The sequence below is a fragment of the Saccharibacter sp. EH611 genome, from assembly GCF_009834765.1.
Lineage (GTDB): Bacteria > Pseudomonadota > Alphaproteobacteria > Acetobacterales > Acetobacteraceae > Saccharibacter.
Genome location: NZ_WVHP01000001.1, coordinates 53,334 through 74,624, shown reverse-complemented (window position 1 = coordinate 74,624; position 21,291 = coordinate 53,334). Strand labels below are relative to the sequence as shown.

Here is a 21,291-nt window from a genome sequence, read left to right as displayed (position 1 = left end):
ATAGATCAAACGTGAATGGGCGTATCAGACGGATTTTATGGCTTTCGACACACATTTTCTCGACGAACTCCGTCAACGTACTCCGTTAACGTCCCTGATTGGGCGGCGTCACAAATTAACGCGCTCTGGGCGGAACTGGAAAACATGCTGCCCCTTTCATGGCGAAAAGAGTCCGTCCTTTTATATTTATGATGATCACTTCCATTGTTTTGGCTGTGGGGTGCATGGAGATGCCATTAGCTTTGTGATGCAAAGTGATGGAAGTAGCTTTCCAGAAGCCGTTGAAAAACTTGCTTCTGAAGCGGGAATGGAGATCCCAAAGGATGATCCCAAGCAGGAAGAGAAAGCACGAGAGCGTCAGTCGCTTTATGATGTTTTAGCACGTGTGCAAGAGCTTTATCGCCGAAATCTTTATACAGCGGAGGGACGAGAGGGGCTAGCGTATTTAACGAGGCGTGGCCTGAGAGAGGAAACGCTGGAGCGCTTTGGCTTGGGCTGGTCTGGTGATGGTCGCTCTCTTGTTGCCGCTCTGCGTGCTGATGGGATAACGGTTGAGCAGCTCGCACAGGTTGGTTTGATGCGCCTTGATGAAGTTGGCCAACCTCGCGGTGAGTTGTTCTTTAACCGTGTCACGTTCCCTATTCGTGATCGGAAAGGGCGTGTGATCTCCTTTGGGGGGCGTATTCTAGGAGATGGACAGCCGAAATATCTCAATGGCCCAGAAACGCCGCTTTTTTCCAAACGGCGTACGTTGTTTAACCTTGATCACGCCACACAAGCCGTCAGGAAGGGCGCTGAGCTCGTGGTGGTTGAAGGGTATATGGATGTCATCGCACTTGATCAGGCGGGCTTACAGGGCGCCGTGGCCCCCTTGGGAACGGCCCTAGGGGAGGAGCAGCTAGAGCTTCTTTGGCGTTTAACGGCACGGCCTATTATCTGCCTTGATGGAGACCAAGCCGGGCAGCGCGCTGCATTACGGGTATGTGAAGTCGCTTTGCCGCTTCTCTCAGCTGAAAAAAGTCTGAGTTTTTGCCGCTTAAGTGAAGGTGATGATCCTGATAGTTTTATCCAGCGTGAAGGCGCTACGGCGATGGCCGAGCGTTTTGCGCAGGCGCGACCGATGGTGGAGGAACTCTTTAACCTGTTAAGTGTGCGCGAGGTTAACCCGGGCCCTGAGCAAAGAGCGGCGTTGCGGGAGCGATTAATTGCTTTGTCACGGCAGATTCCAGAGCGTAACTTAGCGAGTGAATATCGCAGCACGTTCTTGGATCTCTTCTTTGAGCGTTTCCGCCGTCATAAAGGGAAAAAGGGGGTACGTGCACCGGGAAGGGTATCTACAGGGCTAAGAGAGCCTCGTTCCGTTGCGGAAGGTGCTGTTGAGCGCCTGAATGTATTGACGGTGCTTATTGTGTGTCACCCTGCAATTTTACCCCATATTGAACAAGCTTATACGCAGTTAATGCTGCCTGACGTCTTAAATGATGTGCGGGAAGCGGTGTTGGAATGGGCCGATCAAAGCGAAGAGCTAACGGCCGAGAGTTGCCAGAAATGGATGCAAGAGCATGGTTTGGGAGAGGTACTCTCATCGCTGATTGATGGGCCTTTACCGCGTACCTTACAGTCAGCACGCTCCGATGATGATATGCTGAAGGTTGATGTATTGGAAAGCTGGTGGCATTTTTATGCCCTCGTGAATTTTGCGTCTTTTGAGCGTGAGGTTCAGAAGTCGGTAGAGAATGTGTTGATGGCAGCGTATTCAAAATCTTCCGACTCGAGTGAGGGTGAGCGCTTCCCAGTGAGCATATTAGCGCGTATGAAGGTTGTGGAAGCGTTAAAACGGGGTGAACAACCAGAATTAGATGAAGGAACCGACGCGCCCTCTTGAAGCGCGTTTAACGGCGCCCAACACTTATGGGATAGGAGCGTGCAACAAAGGGAGCGGGGGTGTTTGTTATCAAAAAAACCGATTTTATCCCCTGCCAGAGCTTGACTTGGAGCTCAGGATTGACCACTTGCACGCTGCCCACCTACTGGCATTTGAGTAGAGTTGACGGAGAGACGCATGGCCACGAAATCAGCCTCTGGAACGGATCGGAATGCACCCGAGCAGGATGGACCTCCTCTGGATGTGCAATCAGCAGCCGTAAAGAGACTGATTGCCAAAGGACGATCAGGCGGGAGCATTACGTTTGACGAGCTGAACGCTGTTCTGCCTCAAGACAAAATGACGTCTGAGCAGATCGAAGACGTTATGGCTGCTCTCTCTGAGATGGGCATTCAGGTTGTTGAAAATACCGATCGTGAAGAAGAAACGACGAGCGAAGCGGCACCTACCTCATCGGAAACGACTGAGGAGCAGGGTGAGAGCGGGAACGTTGATGCCGTAGCGGCAAGTCGCACGGATGACCCTGTGCGTATGTATCTGCGTGAGATGGGAGCTGTGGAGCTTCTTTCACGCGAAGGCGAAATTGCCATTGCCAAGCGTATTGAAGCTGGGCGGGGTGAGATGATTAACGGCCTGTGCCACAGTCCGTTGACGTTCCGTTCTATTCTGGGGTGGTACGAGCAGCTTAAAGACGAAACTTTGCCACTGCGTGAAGTAATTGATCTTGAAGCGAGCCAAGGAGACCCGGAAGAGGCCTCGATGGAGGGTCTCTCTGACGAGGCACCACCAGAAGAAGATAACGATGCAGACTCTGAAAACGATGAGAATGGTGAAGAGTCTGAAGGTGGCGAGGGCGGTAATGGTGAAGGCAATGGCTTGTCGCTTTCCGCTTTGGAAGAAAAGCTAAAACCAGAGATTATGCAGCTCTTCGAAGCTTTTGAGCCCTTGTATCAGAAATTGTCGCGGATGCAGAACAAACGCGTCGAAGCGTTGATGGAAGGTGAAGAAGCTTCCGATCGTTCTGAAAAAAGCTATGCGAAACTACGGGGTGAGCTGGTCGCTTTAGTCGGTCGGATGCATCTGAATAACAATCGTATTGAAGAGCTCGTTGAGTCTATTAAAGCGCATGTGCAGCGGCTGAATACAGTTGAAGGGCGGATGCTGCGTTTGGCAGAAAGCTGCAAGATTGCGCGTGAAGACTTTATGTCTCGCTATCGTTACCATGAGCTGGATCCAGAATGGCTTGAGCAGATTAAGGTTCTGCCTGGGAAGGGTTGGAAAACGTTAACAACGAAGCATATGGATCAGCTAGCTTCGATGCGGAAGCAGGTGGCTGACCTTTCGCGCGAGACGGGTTTACCTGTTGATGAGTTCCGCCAAGTCTATCAGACGATTTCGCGTGGTGAGCGGGATTCAACACGCGCAAAGAAGGAAATGATCGAGGCGAATCTGCGTTTGGTGATTTCAATCGCGAAAAAATACACAAACCGTGGATTGCAATTCTTGGATCTCATCCAAGAAGGAAATATCGGCTTGATGAAGGCGGTTGATAAATTTGAATATCGCCGTGGTTACAAGTTCTCGACCTACGCGACATGGTGGATTCGTCAGGCAATCACGCGTTCAATTGCCGACCAAGCAAAGACGATCCGTATTCCAGTTCATATGATCGAGACGATCAATAAGCTGGTGCGGACGTCACGTCAGATGCTTCATGAAATCGGTCGGGAACCCGCACCGGAAGAATTGGCTGAAAAGCTCGGCATGCCGCTTGAGAAGGTGCGTAAGGTTCTGAAAATTGCCAAAGAGCCGATTTCTTTGGAAACACCGATTGGTGACGAAGAAGATAGCCATCTTGGCGATTTTATTGAGGATAAGACCGCCATTATTCCGCTGGATGCGGCTATTCAGACTAACCTGCGCGAAGCTACAACCCGCGTTCTGGCCTCGTTGACCCCACGTGAAGAGCGTGTCTTGCGGATGCGCTTCGGGATTGGGATGAACACAGACCACACGTTGGAAGAGGTTGGTCAGCAATTTAATGTGACGCGTGAACGTATCCGTCAGATTGAAGCGAAAGCACTACGTAAGCTGAAGCACCCAAGCCGTAGCCGTAAACTTCGTTCCTTCCTTGATGATTGATGCTGCATAAAAGGGAGATGCTCTCTGGGGTAGGGGGCATCATTCTCTTGCTTTTTCCTATAATTTGTGGTTAAAAGCCGCTTTCCCTGCCGTGACGATAGGCGTCTTCACGGCTATACCCGCGTCTTTTTTCTCATGTAGAAAGAAGAGGTTTTGAACCGGCACTGGGCCGGTTTGGGTTGACCTTATCCGAAGGGAGTTTTCATGCCACTTTACGAGACCGTGCTGATTGCACGTAACGATGTCTCTCAGGCTCAGGTTGAAACCCTGATTGAGAACATTACCTCACTGCTGGGCGAGCATGGTGGTTCCGTGCGCAAGCGTGAGTTCTGGGGCCTGCGCACGCTGGCTTATCGCATCAAGAAAAACCGTAAGGGTCATTACGTCCTGCTGGGCATTGAAGCCCCGATTGACGCAATGAACGAAATGGGTCGTCAGCTGAGCCTGAACGAAGATGTTCTGCGTGTTCTGACTCTTCGTGTTGATGAAATTGACGATACACCGTCACCGATTCTGTCCCGTAAGGGTGACGATCGTGGTGATCGTGGTTCCCGCGGTGGGCGTGGTGGTCGTTATGAAAGCGGTCGTAACCGCCGTCATAACAATGACTCCTCATCCTCTGAAACGCGTGAAAACACGGCTGCAGCGGAGTAATCAAGATGGCTGATACCACGACAACCCCTGAAATTAATCCAGCAAGCCGTCGTATGGCTGTTGGTGCGCGTCGTCCTTTCTATCGTCGTCGCAAATCCTGCCCATTCTCTGGGCCGAATGCGCCGAAGATTGACCATAAGGATGTCCGTCTTCTGAGCCGTTTCCTGTCTGAGCGCGGTAAGATTGTTCCAAGCCGCATCACGGCCGTTTCGGCTAAAAAGCAGCGTGAACTGGCGCAGGCGATTAAGCGCGCCCGCTTCCTCGCTCTGCTCCCATATGTTGTAAACTGAGGAGCACGTCATGTCTCAGACTGAACTCATTCTGCTTCAGCGCGTGGAAAATCTTGGCCAGATGGGCGATATCGTCCGTGTGAAGCCAGGTTATGCCCGCAATTTCCTGCTTCCTAAAGGCAAAGCTCTTCGTGCGAATGCGGCAAACCGTGCTCGCTTCGAAAATGAGCGTGCTCAGCTGGAAGCCCAGAACCTTCGCAAGCGTGAAGAGGCCGAGCGTTTGGCCGAGCGTATGCAGGGGCTTTCTGTCATCCTGATCCGTCAGGCTGGTGATAGCGGAAGCCTCTATGGCTCTGTAACGCCTCGTGACATTGCTGCTGCTGCAACAGAAGCTGGCCTGACGGTTGCCCGTCAGCAGGTTGTGTTGGAAGAGCCGATCAAGATTCTTGGTCTGGTGGAAGCACGCGTGGCATTGCACCCAGAAGTCTCTATCCCTTTGACCGTCAATGTGGCGCGTTCTCAGGAAGAAGCTGAGCGTCAGGCCCGCGGTGAAGTTGTTGGGCAGGAAGAAGAAGAGGAAAATATCCTTGGTGATCTTCATGCTGAGCAAGCTGCCGAAGAGGCTGCTGCTGAAGCAGAGCTGCACAAAGAGGAAGAAACGCAGGCAGAAGCCTAAGGGTTTTAGTTCTTGCGAGTTTTCTTTGAAAACCCAGCGGTGTTGCCGCTGGGTTTTTTGCATTTGGGTGGTTTTTATAAGTGTTTCGTTATGAAAGCTCTATGAAAAGGGGAGATAAGGCTTGTCTTCTCTGACAGCTATGCCATCTTATTCGTAATGGACTTAGAATAAAAACATAACGTCACGATGGCGTTGGGTGGTTCATAACGATGAAGACCCAGCGATCTGTGTGGGAGAAGGAGAGCGTCGAAGTGAAGCGTGTTCTGGATATCTTCCTAAAGAAATTCATACAGACAGGTACGTTAACGGTTACTTATAGCGATGGGACACAGTCTCGTTATCAGGGGAGTAAGCCTGGTGATGAGGTTGGCTTGCGTTTGCATACGACAGCGGCTGAAAAGGCTTTGGCTTTAAAGCCAGCTTTGGCGTTTGGCGAAGAATATATGAACGGGACGGCAACACCTGATGGGTGTTCTCTTGAGCGCCTTATGCACGTTCTGATGTATAATTTAGAAAATAGTAATTTATTAAGCGAAGAAATTAATAGCCGTATGCGCTATGTCGGGCGTCTTTTAAAACCGCTCAATTCGTTGAAGCGTTCGCGCAAAAATGTTGCTCATCATTATGACTTAAATGGTGATCTTTATCGTCTCTTCTTAGATAAAGACTTGCAATATTCTTGTGCGTATTTTGAGCGCAATGATATGTCTCTTGATGAAGCACAAGAGGCAAAGAAACGTCATATTGCTGCGAAACTTCGCTTTGACCGGCCTGGTCTTGAGGTCTTGGATATTGGTTGTGGTTGGGGCGGGATGGCGCTGACTTTAGCCAAAGACTATGGGGCAAAGGTGCTCGGTATTACATTGTCAGTCGAGCAACTTCGTGTAGCTCGTGAGCGAGCTAAGGAAGCTGGTTTGGACGACCAGGTGCGTTTTGAGCTTCTGGATTATCGCACGCTTCATCGCACCTTTGACCGCATTGTTTCCGTGGGTATGTTTGAGCATGTGGGTGTTGCGCACTATGAAGCCTTTTTCAATAATATTCGGCGCTGCTTAAAACCTGATGGTGTTGCCCTTATTCACTCCATTGGGCGTATGGATGGCCCCGGAACGACGAACCCTTGGATTGCGAAATATATTTTCCCAGGTGGGTACTCTCCAGCACTCAGTGAGGCATTAGCCGCCGTGGAGCGAACGGGGCTTTGGGTCGATGATTGTGAGATTTTGCGTCTGCATTACGCAAAAACTCTTGCCCATTGGCGCCAGCGTTTTGAGGCGAAACGGGACAAAGTACGCGCAATGTATGATGATCGTTTTGTGCGGATGTTCGAGCTTTATTTAACGGCGAGTGAATTAGCATTCCGTGTGCAAGGACATATGAACTTTCAGCTACAGCTGACGCGGTCTATTGATGCACTGCCGTTGACGCGTGATTATATGTATGAAGAAGAGCACAACAAGGCGTCGTAGGAGGCGCGAGGAAGTGTTAATTGAGCATGAAAACCGGGGGTTAGTCCCCGGTTTTTTGTTGCCTTGTAAGATGGCAACGGGCTAGACGATCAAATTCTGAAACGGAGAGGGTTTCGGCACGTCGGGTCGGGAGGATGTCTGCTTCTTCAAGTAAGGAAAGCCCCCCGATAGGCTTTAGAGCCGTGCGTAGCATTTTGCGTCGTTGACCAAAGGCTGCCGCTGTGACTTGTTCCATAGCCTTAAAAAGCGAGCGTGATGGCTGTTGGGCATGAGGGACGAGCACTGCGACAGCGGAATGCACTTTAGGGGGAGGGAAAAAAGCCCCCGGTGGCAAAGTCATACCAATAGAACAATCTGCGCACCATTGAGCTAAAACAGCAAGTCGTCCATAGGCCGAGCTATTAGGGGCAGCGCAGACACGTTCTGCCACTTCTTTTTGGAACATCAAGACAAGACGCTCCCACTCTGAAGCTTGCCGGAGCCAGCTCACAAGGAGGGGAGTTGCGACATTATAGGGAAGGTTCGCAATAATTTGTCGTGGTGCAGGCCCTAAAGAAGTTGCATCAATACGAAGGGCATCTTGCGGAACGATGGAAAGGCGAGGGCCATAATATTCTCGTAGCTCCTCTAATAAAGGCCACGCACGTTCATCAACTTCAATGGCATGGAGACTACTTGCTTGGCTGTCTAATAAGGCACGGGTCAGCCCACCGGGGCCCGGGCCGACTTCTACAATATGACGCCCTGCAAGAGAGCCGCCTAAGCTGGCAATACGCGCGCAAACAGATGGATCTAAAAGAAAGTGCTGTCCGAGTGATTTGCGTGCATCAAGCCCATGAGCGCGAATGCTCTCACGCAGAGAGGGGAGTGTGTGTGTCATTCGTGGCGTAGAACCGTTTGAGCTGCAGGGCGGATCTCGATAACCGCACGACGTTGAAGAGAACGATGCATTTGCTGGGCTGCTTGCTCAACACGCTCATTCATCAGCTGGTCAGCAATTTGTCCCGGTGTTTGCTGGGCAAGGTTACGTTGTTCGCGTGAACACACCATAAGCAAAGCGATACCATCTGTTGCAACAAGAGGGTGAGAGGCACGGCCGATCGGGAGCTTACCAATGACAGCCTGCATCTGCGGTGCAAGGCGTTCCATAACTTGGAGGCCTGGGTTGCTTGGTCGTTTATCTCCCATAGCGCGATTAAGTGCTTCAACAGCATCGCAGCTATGGAGAGACTGAGAGGCACTGGTTGCCTTTTGTAAGGCAAGTTTTTGTTGGTCTGTCGGATTGCTGGGGTCAAGCTGTGAGGTGAAAGGAATAAAGGCCTGTCGCAGCCCGATAATTGTGCCGAGCTGTTTGCCAACCACACGACGCCCTTGGACGGTAGCGATAATAAAGCCACCAGGAACTTTAATCGGGTTAGAAATAGCGCCTTCGGGCATTTGGCGGATCACGTCGAGAACTTGCGGCTCAATACTATCCTCTTGCATCCAACCACGGGCCCCACCGTCTAAGGCGGCTTGGTCTTGCGAGAATTGAGCGGCAACAATCGGGAAAGGAGCCCCTTCACGGAGCTGGTTGATGATTGTTTTTGTAAAAGTCAGCTCGACTTCATCATGTCGTGGATCAGGAACAGGAACAAAAATTTCACTGATCATATATTGAGGCCGGCCTGCTTCAGCCTGAAGGGCGCGTTCTCGTTGAGCGATTTGGTCAGGTGTCACGCGGTTGCGCGCGCCAAGTTCTTCACGCAGGACTTGCATCCATCCGAGTTGAACGCGAATTTGGTCAATAAGGGTCGTGAGCGAGACACCATCGGATTTTAGGCGATTGCGCAACGCATTTTGCGGCATGCCATTACGTGCTTCAATATTGCTAATAGCATTTGCAATCTGCTCGGGCTCAATATTGATATGCCGGTTGAGCATTTCCTGCATTTTGAGGCGTTCATCAATAAGCTGATGAATGATCTGTCCACGCATGCGTTGCATAACATCTGAACTGATGGGCAGCCCCGTTGAGAGCACGAAAAGACGTGCGCGATCTTCAACATCACGCTGCGTCAGGACTTGCCCATTCACGACGGCAATAATTTGGTCTTCCGTCGTTGAGGGGGCCTCGGTTTGTTGAGTGGAGGGGGCATCAGTAGCTGGAGCAGCCTGCCCTGTGTGGGGGAAGGCCAGCATAACAGCGGCGCAGACAGAGAGGGGAAGCAAAGCAATACGCGAAGGTGAGAACATATGTCAGCCGTTGATCCCAAAATTACCGATAGTCTTGAACGTGAAGTTGAGCAGCACGGTTGAATTGCGCCGTTGTCCACCAATATAGGTGTATTGTCGAACGTAGATAACGTCTAGCCCAAAGCAGTCATTGCTATAACCGACATCGCCGCCTGTTGCGACAAATTGCTTACGAGAGAGGCTGCGTCGTGCATAAGCTGAGAAATGATACTGACGCCAACGAGTTGAGACACCCCCGCTCAGTTCGCTTGTTTCTTGGTTGTAAGGGTTCTGGAGAGCATTACTGCCTTTGTTATAATTGACGTAGGAATAATAATACGGCGTGACAGGGCCGTAAATATATCCGCCTGTGATCCGAAATTGCGGAATACCGGCGCTAAACAGTGCTTCACCATAATCAAATTTCTTACGCCACGGGTTATAACGTCCGCGTGCGGTAATATCGAGATATTGGTTGGGCGTAAACGTGACACGTCCAACAGGGTCTGAAAGGTGATGATCAAGACCAGAAAAAGCCGGACGGTTGCGCGTAATATGTTGCTGGAAGCTTTCACCGACGAGCATGTCAATGGAATGGCCGTTCCATGTCCAATTTTGGTGAATTCCCACATTGCCGCGGATCCCACCATCGAGTCGGTCGGTGCCCATATAGCGGTTCAGAGCGAAGAGGGTCGTGTCGCTGAACTCGTATGTAAAACTATCCTCGTTGGGGAGGGAGCGCATGGCCGCACCGCCCGTATTAGGCGAAGCGATAAATTGTACAATTGGTTCAAAGATCTGGCTGCCATGGCCTTTTGCGAAGGTGCGCAGGAAAGGCCAGTTCATTTTCAGAGAAACTGTTGGCTGGACTTGCCCGCTGACGTGCGAGCCCTTTTTCCCGTAAATTGGCTGCTCATTCAGGCGTGTCGAATGGTACAGCATAGAGTCGAGCCGAGCGGTCAGCAGCCATTTTTGACCAAGCCGGTTTTGGAAAGGACGATCCCATTGTAAGGCGAGTTCACCGCGTTGGTCGTTTACGCCACGTTGGCGGTATACATAGAAGTCCGTGCTATGGACGCTGAGGCGACCACCGAGGATGTCAGGTTGACTTGTAAAATCATAGCTAAAGCGTGGGAGAGCGTAGGGAAGCTCTTTATTGTTAATAATCCCGCGATTAAGCCCTTGATAGCCTTGAGCATCCAACATGATATGGGAGCCAACACCAAAGCCTTCTAAATAAGCATTGGTAGGAAGGGTGTCTGACCCATATCCGTTGAGGCGGTAATCACGCATATAGTTCGCTGAACTTGCGATATTGACGTTAAAGCCAGCGCGCCAATGCCGGTCAAGATTGAAATCACCGTTGCCAAAAATATAGCCTTGAGCGCCGTGTTCTTTCCCTCCGGTGGAGCGCTCTCCAAAGGCATTATAAAATGGCGTATTGCGGCGCGTATCGTCTGCAATACCTGCCGTGATTTTTAGCTTCCCGAAATTGAAGCGATGGCGATATTGAGCTGAAAGCTGTGGGCCTGTATGGCTTGCAATAAGGGGAACGAACGTTAGATCTTGCTGGTCGTCAATCACCCAATAATAAGGAAGGGTAAAATACGTTCCCAGATAGCGATCATGAGGGTTGACGTTGAAAGTCAGCAGCCCGCTATGGCGCTTTGCTGTTGGGTCTGTGACGGCGAAATAGGGGAAGTAAAAGACAGGAAGCCCTAAAACCTTCAACCAAGCATGATTGAATTCAATATTCTGATTTGCTCGATCTTGCGTGGCACCATAGGCTTGAAATTGCCAAAAGGGCAGAGCATCTGGGTTTTGGGCACAGGTTTTGCATGCTGTATAAACGGCATTTGAGAAGTCGTTGACAACACCATTGCTGCGGCGCATGCCGGTTGCAGCGAGTTTAGCGTTTTGCTCCATTCTCATATAGATGGCGGTGCCGATGCCATCTTTCATACCGTGAGACAGTTCAACATGATCTGCGTATGTCGTGCTGCCATCGGGTTGAACGAGCGAGACATGGCCGCGCGCCCGCATAATTCCTGCTGCGCGATCATAGGTGATTTCGTCGGCGCGAAGGGCCTGTCCGCCTTGCCAGACACGAACATTCCCTTTCCAAAGGATTAAACCCGTTTTATCGTAGCTTTCATGATCAGCAAGATAGGTCAGCGGATCCTGCGGGGAGACACGACCGGGCGTCATGAGCGGGCCGTTGTTGCTCGAATGTGCATTCCCAGCATAAGCTAACGGCGCCGTGCTTAACGATAAGGCAGCAAGAGCTGAGCTTGCTAGAGCAAGACCTAGAACAGGCGTGCGCTTCCCAAAAGCGAATGGAAAGTCTCTGAGCAAAGGCATTAACCATCCTCCATGTGCAACAGCAACGCTGCGGCTAGACACAGGCCCGCTCCTGCTGGGGCCCACGAAGCGAGGAGCGGCGGAAGGGCTCCTGACTTTCCGAGCTGTTCTGCGATTTTCGACACCGTAAATAAGGCAAAACCGGTTGTAATGCCAGCACCAAGCATACGCGCAACGCCACCACGTCGTGTGGATCGCATAGAAAAGCCCGCAGATACAAGCGCCATTGTTCCTGCTAAAAGGGGCAAAGCCAACAGCGCTTGGAAATGAAGACGGTACTGAATGGTGGAAAAACCCGAACGTGACAAGAGCTTAATAAAGCATGGAAGGGCCCAAAGAGACAATGTATCGGGTGGAGTTGTGCTGGTACGGATGCGATCAACCGTGAGTTCAGAGGGAAGAGAGAGATGGTCTAAGGCTTGAGGGGTATGGGCCGGGAGGAGGCGAAAAGCGTTATAAAACTGCCAGTTATGATCTTTTAATTCTCCTGAAGATGCTTCTATACGATCAATAAGGTGGAAATGCTCATCAAGGCGAAAGAGGCTAATATGCTCTACTTGAAGAGAATCCACCCTTAAATGTCCACGGCTTACATGAAGGACTGCTTCTCCATTGGGTGTAGTCGTTGTGTCATGTTGACGAAGCCAAAGACCATTTTTCTGAAAAAAAGTTGAGCTTGGTTCCCCACGGAGCAGCTTATTGTCAAGCTGACTGGCGTGCCGAAACATAATAGATGAGAGGGGCGATAGTCCTGTTGAAACAATAACACCCAGCATAATGGCACAAAAAACTGGGCTACTTAAAAATTGCCACGCCGATAGCCCTGCGGCTCTCATCACGATGAGCTCTGATGAGCGTGATAAGCGCGAAAAACAGGTCATGCCACCTAAAAGAACACCGAATGGTAGCACATAAATAAGGTAATAAGGGGCATGAAGGGCTGAGATCAGCAGCACGACCCAAAGGCTAACGTCGGGGTGAGATGAGGCACGTCTTAAAACGTCAATAAAATCAAAAAGTGAAATTAGCCCGGTTAGGGCGGCTGTGGTTGCTAGAGAGGTGAGGGTAAATTTTCGTCCTAAATAACGGGCTAATGTTTTTGGAAAATAGGCATGATGCATGACAAGTGACTGTCTGGCCTGTGAAAATGCCCTAAAAAATGGCCTCATGAGGAGTGTTTCCCTTTAACAGGGCGCTTTAAAAAAGACAGACCTTTGAAGTGTTCGTGCAGTAGAAGACCGCAGCATATGAGGATCGGTACGATAATTTCGACCCAAAGTAGTGGAACGAAGGTGAGTTGACGGGACGCCATTCCTTTGAGCATCAACGAAAGTAGTAAGAGCCCGACAACACAAAAAATGGCCATAAGAGGCCGTATAATGGAACCATACCGTGAAAACCCCCCACGAAGAGCACAGACTAGTCCAATGATAGCGTAGGAAAGTGTTGAGAGAGGCGTCGTCAGACGTGCCCATCCTTCCACGGCGAGCTTGGCGCGATAGCGGAGGGGAACGTAAGAAGGGGGGAAGAAGAGAGCATGAAGAGAGAGCTCGGCGGCATCTTGATCGCCTTCCACCCCCGGATGGGAAGAGCTTAGTTCAATCGTATCATGCGTGAAGTCGAGCATGCCGAGCTGTCCTGTTTGGGGGTCGATTCCCTGACGAGAGCCATTATGCAGTACGAGATTAAGCGCGTCTCCATGAGGGATCATAAAGGCTTCTTCAGCTAGGATCGTCGTCGGTTTGCTGGGGGTGCGATTATCTTGGATGAGGACGCCTTTAAAGAAATTATCAGTTTCATGACTTTTTACATAAATCGTCATAGTACTTGAAACCGGTGTAAAGACGCCTTCTTCTAGCAAAAAAGCAGCTGCTCGATTGCGAATTTGAAATTCATAACGATGAAACGCGTGATAGGACGCAGGAGATAGCCACAAGCTGAGCACATAGGCGAGTGCTGTCGCCATCAGTGCGCACAGAAGCCCAGGGCGGGTCAATTGAAGGGGAGAAAGCCCGGCGGCTCGCATAACAGTAAGTTCACGGTCTCCTGAAAGCTTATGATAGACGAAGAGAATAACCAAAAAGGTACTGATCGGCAGAATGACACCAATAAGGGTGGGGAGCATCAGCGAGGTGAGGTGGAGAAAAGCTCCCAAAGAAAGGCCATGCTGAACGACCATGGAGACGAAATGGAGAGATTGCGTGAGCCATATCAAAGCGACAGCTCCACCTGTGAGTGCGATGAGAGCGAAGATCAGCTGTCGAAGCATATAACGCTCGAAAAGGAGCTGCTGGTATTTAAAGAAGCGGAGAGCACGCACAGATCGTTACCTTGATAAGAGATGATCAAGCAGGCGAGGGCTAGGTAATCGCTTTTTAGATAGTCCGTCCCCGTGCGGATTGTGCTTTATGTGTGCAGACAAAGTGCAGGATCAATCCGTGGTGGGGCGGTGAGGGTATGGACGAGTTGCGTGCCGGCAATGCCTCCTAGCAGACCTGCTACTAAAGCAATCACAATGGCTGCGCGACGCAGTGGGGCTTGGGCAGTATGAAAACTGGCATATTGGCTGAGCTGTGCGTTCTCTTCTTGTAGCAGTGCATACTCACTTTGTAAGCGGCGATGTCGGTCAGCTAAGCTATCGGGAACTGTTGTGGTTGTGCTGCGCGCTAAAACGGCTTGGGCGCTTTGTTCATGTTCAGCGAGGCTTCTGAAGAGATTCTTTAAGGTGCCACCACTGATTTTTCGCTTACGGGCACGTTGACGGAGCGTTTCTAAGGCGGCGTTGGCCTGTCCCTGTTCCTCATCAAGAACCAAGGCCAAAATATCGGCCAGCAAGCGAATGTCTTTTTGGTCTTCTGTGAGGTGCGTGTCATCCATCGGAGGCGTTCTCCTCTGTAACCGAGCGTGGAGCCGCGGCGCGCTGCAAGCGATCCCTCAAGGCAAGGCCTATACCTTGAGCGGGGATGGGGGAAGCAGCAATGGCTTTGAGACCACGGCGCGTGCCTTCATGGTCTAGAAAATGCAATCCTGAAAAAAGACGTGCTGCAGCCTCAGCGAGATCTCCAGACGGGCTGAGATTCCATATGAGCTGTTGCGAATCGACATGCTGGTCAGCATTACCCAAGCAGAGATAGGCTTCTTCTGGTCGAGGAGAGGTGACATCTAAGCGAACGGGAAGAGAGGGCGCATAATGGGAGGAAAGCTGCCCCGGTGCGGTTGGACGTGATGAAGATGATGGTTGGGGTGCTGGCGAAGAAAGAGGGCCACATATCTCTTCCAACGCGTCTTGTGTGACACCACCGTGTCGGAGAATGACCGGTTTGTCTCCTGTCAGATCGAGCACAGTGCTTTCAACGCCAACAGCGCAGGAGCCTGTGTTCAGCACAGCGTCGATAAGGCCATCCAGCCCTTCTACCACATGCGCGGCTGTGGAGGGGCTGATTCGTCCTGAACGATTGGCAGAGGGAGCCGCGACGGGGGCGTCAATCAGCGCGAGAAGTTGCTGAACAGCGCGACCGCGTGGCACACGGAGGGCAACACTTGGTAAAGCAGCAGAAGCCGTGTCGCAAATGCGGCTTTTCGGATGACGAGGCAACACTAACGTGAGCGGCCCCGGCCAGAAATGATCGGCTAATTGCTGAGCAAGAGTGCCTAAAGGCCCATCCAAGACTGCTTCTTCAAAAGCGCGTTCTTTAGAGGAAAAATGATTGATCAGCGGGTTGAAGGAGGGGCGTCCTTTGACCGCAAAAACGCGCGCTACGGCATGACGAGACGTAGAAAGGGCCCCCAGCCCATAGACCGTTTCTGTGCCAAAGGCGACAACACCGCCACGTTTAATGAGGTCAGCGGCACGATGAATCCCATCATAGCTGACATCAAGCCGTTCAGTGAGGGAAGGAGAGCGGCGGTGTGCTGTCATGAGGGGCAATCCGTCGATGTTGAGGAAGGGTGGTCACAAAAGCCAGTGCAATAGAAGGGAGGGTTCTTCCATCCCTTTTTACCGTAGCGCAAAATATGGCCGTGCTCGTCGTAAAGATGCCCGCCTGCTTCTTCCAAAATAGCCTGCGGGGCGGCTGTGTCCCACTCCATAGTAGGGCCAAAGCGCGGGTAAAAATCAGCGGCCCCTTCGGCTACACGCACGAGCTTAGCGGCCGATCCCATTCGGGTAATGGAGTGGATGGGGCGTCCTGCAAGCCATTTTTGTAACAATGCTTCAGACCCATGATGAGATGAGGCAAGAACGCGTAGCCCTTCGTCACTCGGGGTGACGGTTTTAATGGTGTGTGTGCCCTGAGCGTCGTGGCGGAAAGCTCCTAATCCCTTGCCACCGCTATAGAATTGGGCAAAGGCGGGAAGGGCGACAGCGCCAAGAACGGGCTGGTCGTTATGAACGAGACCGATATTAATCGCGAAATCATCTCCCCCGGCGGCAAAGCCTTTTGTGCCATCGAGAGGGTCAATCAACCAATAATAAGACCCGGGGTGGATATGGATTCCGGCTGCGTGCTCTTCTTCAGCAATAGCGGCAATATCGGGGTATGCTTCCCGGAGTCGCGAGAGAATATGTGCTTCTGAGGCTTGGTCTGCTTCTGTCACAGGTGATGAATCGGCCTTGATCATCGTGCGGAAGCCACGCTCCCGAATAGTGTTAACAATATCAGCCGCTTCAGAGATGACCTCTAAAGCCAAAGAAAGCAGGGCGCGGCGGTCGCGAGGGGTATCAGAAGAAACACTCATGGCTTTAACCTAACGGATTATCAAACATTCGTCACTTGCCCTCTTGTTTGTTCGTGTTCCTCTGCCGATAAGAGGGGTGGGCACACGGGAGGTCATCTTAACCTGTTGGGTGTGTCCGAGGATTTTTATTTTTGTCCCGGATAGTTCATGCTCCAGCTTTCATTTGATGTTTTCTCACATTCTGATCAATCAGCCCCTCTTTCTGTGGCAGTTTTATGCCATGGCCTGAAAGGGACGACGTCTCCCATGTTCCAGCGTTTGGATCAGGATACGGGCGGGGCGTTGACCCGAGCCGTTCGCGTGCGTGACTTTCAGGGGAAAGAGGGACAAACTCTTTGTCTAGGCGCACCATCTGATAGCCTTGCGCAAGTGCAGATTATTGGCTGCGCTCCTGAAGATGGAGCAGACCCAAAGTCAGAAGCTCTTGTGATGGAAGAAGCTGGTGGTCGAGCGTTCCGTGCGCTTGAGAAAAGCGGCTATGCTTCCGAGCAGGGAATTATTGTCGTGCCTGATTGCTTGGCGAGCTACGCGGCTGAAGTGGCTTTGGGGGCGCGTCTGACAAGCTATCGCTTTACGAAATATCAGTCAGAACCATTTAAGCCTGTAAAGACACAGCGTTTAAGCCTTGTTCTTTCAACCGAGGAAGCAGCTGAAGCGGCTTTGTCACGCTGGACGGCTTTGCAAGCGGTGGCTGATGGCGTGTTCTTAACACGCGATCTCGTTACAGAGCCTTCTAATGTTCTGTATCCTGAAAGCTTTAAAAACCGCATCGAAGCGCTCAAAGAACTAGGCTTGGATGTTGAGGTTCTTGACCGTGCGCAGATGGAAAAGCTGGGGTTTGGTGCGCTTTTGGGTGTCGCTCAGGGGAGTGAGTTCCCTCCTTACACTGTGATCTTGCGTCATAATGGGGCGCCTTCTGCTGAAGACGCGCCGCTCGCCTTTATCGGGAAGGGCGTGACATTTGATTCAGGCGGTATTTCCATCAAGCCGGCTGCAGGCATGGATGAGATGAAAGGCGATATGGGCGGTGCTGCAACGGTTGTAGGGCTGTTGAGTGCGCTGGCTCGTCGTAAAGCTGAGGTCAATGCCATTGGTGTTGTCGGGTTGGTTGAAAACATGCCGTCTGGCACGGCACAGCGTCCTGGTGACATCGTGAAAAGCCATAGCGGTCAAACGATTGAAGTCTTGAACACAGATGCTGAAGGTCGTCTCGTTTTAGCTGACCTGCTGTCTTATACGGCACAGACCTACAAGCCTGCGCTGATGGTTAACTTAGCCACCCTAACGGGAGCGATTGTTGTCGCTCTTGGGGCAGAACATGCAGGCTTGTTTAGTAATGATGACGGTTTAGCTGAGGCCTTGGTGCAGGCAGGCCGTGAAACGGGCGAGAAGCTCTGGCGGATGCCAATGGGCGAGGCTTATAACCGTGCGATTGATTCTGACGTTGCTGATATGAAAAATATCGGTGGGCGTCCGGGAAGCTCCATTTTAGCTGCAGAGTTCCTTAAACGCTTTGTTGGTAAGACACGCTGGGCGCATCTTGATATTGCAGGCACGGCGTGGCTGGACAAAGAATCAGCACTGGCAGGTAAAGGGGCAACGGGCTTTGGTGTCCAATTGCTTGATCGTTTTGTGCAAGATCATGAGGCGCAAAACTAACAGCACGGTAAGAGCTGAGAGACATCATGACAGAAGAGGCGTCCAGCGATCAGCCTAAGGCGTCCTCAAAGGAGGAGCCGGAGGAGAAGGCTGTGCAGGTTGGGTTTTATCATCTGACCCGCACAAGCTTAGAGGAAGCGTTACCGCGTTTGCTTGGACGCACGCTCGAGGCAGGTGAGAGGGCGGTGGTGCGTTGCCCAACGGCGGCCCGCGTGACAGAGCTGGATAAAGCTTTGTGGGAGCAACGCACCTTGCTCTGGCTTCCTCATGGTACAGCGAAGATGGGGTACGCAGCGCGGCAGCCTATTTGGCTTTCAGAAAAAGATGAATGCCCAAACGGTGCGCGGTTTCTCTTTCGTATTGATGGTGCTGGCGAGGGGGCATTTGGCTCTATCGTACGCGTGTTTGATCTTTTTGATGGACGCGATCATGAGGCTGTCGTTCAAGCTCGGCAGCGCTGGAAAGCGGCTAAAGCGGCGGGGTGTGAGCTGACCTATTGGAAACAGGAACCACAAGGTTGGCGACAAGCAGGATAGTGTAGCGGTGTTCTATAACGATTCACTGACAGTGTTTCTCGCGGGTCTTGTATTGTGCCTGTTCCTGGGTGACCGTGCAGTTCTGTACACTCTTTGGCATGGCTTACGGCCAAAAAGGCGCGTACCTCTGGATGGCCCGGCGTTAGAGCGTGCTTGTGCTTTAGGCATCGCCTTTATCACATTGATTGTGCGTAATACGGATCTAACCGTCCTGCTCCTCGCTGTTTTAATGGTTGTATTAGGGGGGCGAACAGGGAATGTGTTTCTCCCTTTCTGGGGGATACCAGCCTTAGTGCTGTATGGTGTTTATCCATCATTATGGGGGGCTTTTTTGCTCCTTCCTGTGTTGTTCTGGCCTGGTCAAAAACGCGATATTGCCCATGAACAGCAATGTCTTGGTGCGCTTTTAACTGTCGGATTAAGTGCGCATATTTCCCCTTTTCAGCCGGGGCTTTGGACGCTTGGTGCCGGTAGTGTCATTTTTGCATTGAGCGCATGGGGGTATTTGCGGAAATGGACAGTGCTTTCAGGGCTTGTCCTTGTGTTGCGCCCGCTTTTTTTGCTGGGGGTCATGATGGCCGCTCAAAAAGAAGGGCTTACAGCGAGTGCTCAGGCGGCTGCTTGTGCCTTATTGCTTGACCTCACCTTGTCTGTTGTGAGGGTTATCCAGCCGTCATGGCGGCTTTTAGTCTTATCTGTGCCGCCGTTGCCGGGGTTTATGGTCACTTGGCTCGGCATACATGCAACGCTTGGTTTAGTAACAGGAGCTGGAGGCTGGACGTTATTAGGTCTTACCGTGGCGGTTATCTTGGCGCTTCTTGCTGCCTTGGAATTGATGCGCTTTATCCCAACAATGCGTGCTACAGCGGTGACACCGTCTTTTCTGATAATTGCGGCTTTGATGCCGTCTTGCGTGATGATAGCCGGTGGGTTGCTGGTTCATCATGGTGGCTTGAGCACTTTTTCTTTCGCGACGATATGGTCGTTTCAAGGAGGGGACGGTGCCGTTCTTGCTTTCCCAGCACTTTGGGGGCTTGTGTTGTTTTTCTGGGGTGTGTTTGTACGCCCGTGGTCTCTCACACGGCCTGTGATGTTTCCAGAGAGATTGCCGGTCATAACCTCAGATCGGCAACGTTGGTTGGCCTGGCTGGGTGGAGAGACACCTTCTCTGCCATGGAGATGGCGTCGTCAGCTCGTTGTCATGCGTTATTACGGGCGTGAAGGGAGCCGTCGTTTTCGACAGATTCAAATGCCGGTGTCGGAAATGAGCCTAACGATTTGGTTGGTTTTTCTTGGCGCTGTGCTCGCTCTTTTGGGTCTGACCTCATGAAACAGGATGTATGGGCCTTTTTTGAGAATGGCTGTACAGCCTGTGCGCAGGTGGTGCTATTGATGGCTTTGACACCTCTCTGTGTTTGGGTGCTTGAGGAGCTGCCTTTATATTTATCAGGGCGGAGTGTGCGATCCGTTAGAATATCGTATACTCATTTTTGCGCGTTGTTATGGCGGGGGCTCCGTGAGGGTTTCTGGCCGAGGGAAGGCATGGCCTTTGCGTTTATCGTGGTCGTGTTTTGGGGCCTCCCGGGCGTGGATGCCTTTATAGGGACGCATGAAGGGCATTTTTTCGCGCCTATGGCTGATCCCTTATTAATAGGCAGCTTCCTTTTGGTGGGAAGCGCCTGCCTAACGCCGGTTGTGCTCGCTGGACGATATTTGGGGGCGGCGCTGGTGTTGTGTGTCACTGATATTTTGCTCGTGCTTGCGGCTCCTGGCACGGATGGATTGGTTGGTGTGCATACGGCGCTGCAGCTCACACCAGGGTCTGGTTTGGCTGGGACGAGCATATGCTGTGCGTTGGCATTGGCTGTGGCGGCCCCTTTACCAACAGAAGCAGAGCTAACGTGTCTTTTTAGTGATGATGCGCCTGTTAAGAAACGTGCTCAGCGTGACCAAAACCGTATGCTGTTGGGCCTTTATCACATGGGGTGGCTGCTCTTGGTAGCGGATCTTCTCCTTCCGGTGTTGATTGGTGGACAAGGTTGGGCTGGGATTGTTGGCCTAGCGGCACGATTAGCGATTACGCTTGCACTTATAGTCGGGTTGAAGCTGAGTGCTGTTGAACGTTACCCGCGCTTATTGGCCCTGTTAATAGGGTTGGGTTTTTTGATTGCGTTAGCCGGAAGATTTGCGACATGACCGTCGGCTTTGCACTTGCCTTAGTGCTTGTATTGATCACGTTAGGGCGTGATGGGCGCTGGCTTCCCCTTTATGGTGTGTTGTGCGCACTGACGGCGGCGTCATCAGGCAGTGGCATTATGGCCGTTTTGGTGGTGCTAGCGTTGTTGCTGTTTAATAGTGGAGCCTGGATCGGATTGCGTGGTTTTTCCGCAGCACGGACATCCACGCATGCGCGGAGTGCTGAAGCGATTCTTCCTGTGGTGGCAACGCTTCTTATGCAGTTTGTCCTTGCCTTATCGGGGGCTGACCTCGGCCTTGTTCTCACATTAGGGGTTGGGTTGGTTGTTGCTGGTTTATGTTCGGCAGCGTGTGGGGCTCCGCTCGCGCAGTTTTGTGGCCTTTTAAAAGCAGCCGATGGGATATTGATGATGGCATGTTTGCTGGGGTCATGGGGGCTATTTGTGACAGGAATAGCGCTATGGTCTGTCATGACTGTGCTGGGGGTTACGCTTCTACCACGTCTTGCTTGGCGAAAGGTGGAGGAATAACA

General features: G+C 51.7%; 19 protein-coding genes. 11 read left to right on the top strand and 8 right to left on the bottom strand.

Going from position 1 to position 21,291, the window contains the following annotated elements; translation table 11 throughout:
• The first annotated feature begins 37 nt into the window (after window positions 1–37).
• The 6 genes from dnaG (at window position 38) to GS535_RS00360 (ending at window position 7,056) form a co-directional block, all read left to right on the top strand.
• Window positions 38–1,885: a DNA primase gene (dnaG, locus tag GS535_RS00385; RefSeq protein WP_160791648.1), complete on the top strand. Its 1,848-nt coding sequence runs from the start codon at window positions 38–40 to the stop codon at window positions 1,883–1,885.
• 177 nt (window positions 1,886–2,062) lie between these two features.
• Window positions 2,063–4,027: an RNA polymerase sigma factor RpoD gene (gene rpoD, locus GS535_RS00380; RefSeq protein WP_160791649.1), complete on the top strand. Its 1,965-nt coding sequence runs from the start codon at window positions 2,063–2,065 to the stop codon at window positions 4,025–4,027.
• 204 nt (window positions 4,028–4,231) lie between these two features.
• Window positions 4,232–4,681: a 30S ribosomal protein S6 gene (gene rpsF / locus GS535_RS00375; protein WP_160791650.1), complete on the top strand. Its 450-nt coding sequence runs from the start codon at window positions 4,232–4,234 to the stop codon at window positions 4,679–4,681.
• 5 nt (window positions 4,682–4,686) lie between these two features.
• Window positions 4,687–4,971 (top strand): 30S ribosomal protein S18, encoded by a 285-nt coding sequence (rpsR, locus tag GS535_RS00370; RefSeq protein WP_018980240.1) that lies wholly within the window; start codon window positions 4,687–4,689, stop codon window positions 4,969–4,971.
• A 10-nt stretch (window positions 4,972–4,981) separates the two neighbouring features.
• Window positions 4,982–5,587, top strand: a complete 606-nt coding sequence (rplI, locus tag GS535_RS00365) for a 50S ribosomal protein L9 (protein ID WP_160791651.1) — start codon at window positions 4,982–4,984, stop codon at window positions 5,585–5,587.
• Window positions 5,588–5,838: 251 nt separating this feature from the next.
• A complete protein-coding gene (locus tag GS535_RS00360) occupies window positions 5,839–7,056 on the top strand; it encodes a cyclopropane-fatty-acyl-phospholipid synthase family protein (protein ID WP_160791652.1) in 1,218 nt (405 codons plus the stop codon).
• A gap of 40 nt (window positions 7,057–7,096) precedes the next feature.
• Here GS535_RS00360 and rsmA read toward each other — a convergent pair whose 3' ends face one another.
• The 8 genes from rsmA to GS535_RS00320 form a co-directional block, all read right to left on the bottom strand.
• Window positions 7,097–7,936 (bottom strand): 16S rRNA (adenine(1518)-N(6)/adenine(1519)-N(6))-dimethyltransferase RsmA, encoded by an 840-nt coding sequence (gene rsmA, locus GS535_RS00355; protein ID WP_160791653.1) that lies wholly within the window; start codon window positions 7,934–7,936, stop codon window positions 7,097–7,099.
• Window positions 7,933–9,291 (bottom strand): peptidylprolyl isomerase, encoded by a 1,359-nt coding sequence (locus GS535_RS00350; RefSeq protein WP_160791654.1) that lies wholly within the window; start codon window positions 9,289–9,291, stop codon window positions 7,933–7,935. The genes rsmA and GS535_RS00350 overlap by 4 nt, the downstream gene beginning before the upstream one ends.
• 3 nt (window positions 9,292–9,294) lie before the next feature.
• The gene (locus GS535_RS00345; protein ID WP_160791733.1) at window positions 9,295–11,631 is read right to left on the bottom strand and encodes an LPS-assembly protein LptD; all 2,337 of its coding nucleotides are present in this window, start codon (window positions 11,629–11,631) and stop codon (window positions 9,295–9,297) included.
• Window positions 11,631–12,752, bottom strand: a complete 1,122-nt coding sequence (gene lptG / locus GS535_RS00340; protein ID WP_160791734.1) for an LPS export ABC transporter permease LptG — start codon at window positions 12,750–12,752, stop codon at window positions 11,631–11,633. Before lptG ends, GS535_RS00345 begins: the two co-directional genes overlap by 1 nt.
• Window positions 12,753–12,796: 44 nt before the next feature.
• On the bottom strand, window positions 12,797–13,951 hold the full coding sequence (gene lptF / locus GS535_RS00335; RefSeq protein ID WP_160791655.1) for an LPS export ABC transporter permease LptF: 1,155 nt from the start codon (window positions 13,949–13,951) through the stop codon (window positions 12,797–12,799).
• 86 nt (window positions 13,952–14,037) lie between these two features.
• Window positions 14,038–14,508, bottom strand: coding sequence for a hypothetical protein (locus tag GS535_RS00330; RefSeq protein ID WP_160791656.1), 471 nt, complete (start codon window positions 14,506–14,508; stop codon window positions 14,038–14,040).
• On the bottom strand, window positions 14,501–15,550 hold the full coding sequence (locus GS535_RS00325; protein WP_160791657.1) for an L-threonylcarbamoyladenylate synthase: 1,050 nt from the start codon (window positions 15,548–15,550) through the stop codon (window positions 14,501–14,503). The genes GS535_RS00330 and GS535_RS00325 overlap by 8 nt, the downstream gene beginning before the upstream one ends.
• Window positions 15,547–16,368: a 3'(2'),5'-bisphosphate nucleotidase CysQ gene (locus tag GS535_RS00320; protein WP_160791658.1), complete on the bottom strand. Its 822-nt coding sequence runs from the start codon at window positions 16,366–16,368 to the stop codon at window positions 15,547–15,549. Before GS535_RS00320 ends, GS535_RS00325 begins: the two co-directional genes overlap by 4 nt.
• Window positions 16,369–16,515: 147 nt before the next feature.
• On the opposite strand from GS535_RS00320, the gene GS535_RS00315 reads away from it, so the two are divergent.
• From GS535_RS00315 to GS535_RS00295, 5 genes are all read left to right on the top strand, one after another.
• Window positions 16,516–18,027 (top strand): leucyl aminopeptidase, encoded by a 1,512-nt coding sequence (locus tag GS535_RS00315; RefSeq protein ID WP_160791659.1) that lies wholly within the window; start codon window positions 16,516–16,518, stop codon window positions 18,025–18,027.
• A gap of 92 nt (window positions 18,028–18,119) precedes the next feature.
• Window positions 18,120–18,563 (top strand): DNA polymerase III subunit chi, encoded by a 444-nt coding sequence (locus GS535_RS00310; protein WP_160791735.1) that lies wholly within the window; start codon window positions 18,120–18,122, stop codon window positions 18,561–18,563.
• 7 nt (window positions 18,564–18,570) lie between these two features.
• Window positions 18,571–19,893: a hypothetical protein gene (locus tag GS535_RS00305; RefSeq protein WP_160791660.1), complete on the top strand. Its 1,323-nt coding sequence runs from the start codon at window positions 18,571–18,573 to the stop codon at window positions 19,891–19,893.
• A gap of 212 nt (window positions 19,894–20,105) precedes the next feature.
• Window positions 20,106–20,759, top strand: a complete 654-nt coding sequence (locus GS535_RS00300) for a hypothetical protein (RefSeq protein ID WP_160791661.1) — start codon at window positions 20,106–20,108, stop codon at window positions 20,757–20,759.
• Window positions 20,756–21,289, top strand: a complete 534-nt coding sequence (locus GS535_RS00295; protein ID WP_160791662.1) for a hypothetical protein — start codon at window positions 20,756–20,758, stop codon at window positions 21,287–21,289. The genes GS535_RS00300 and GS535_RS00295 overlap by 4 nt, the downstream gene beginning before the upstream one ends.
• The last annotated feature ends 2 nt before the right edge of the window (window positions 21,290–21,291 follow it).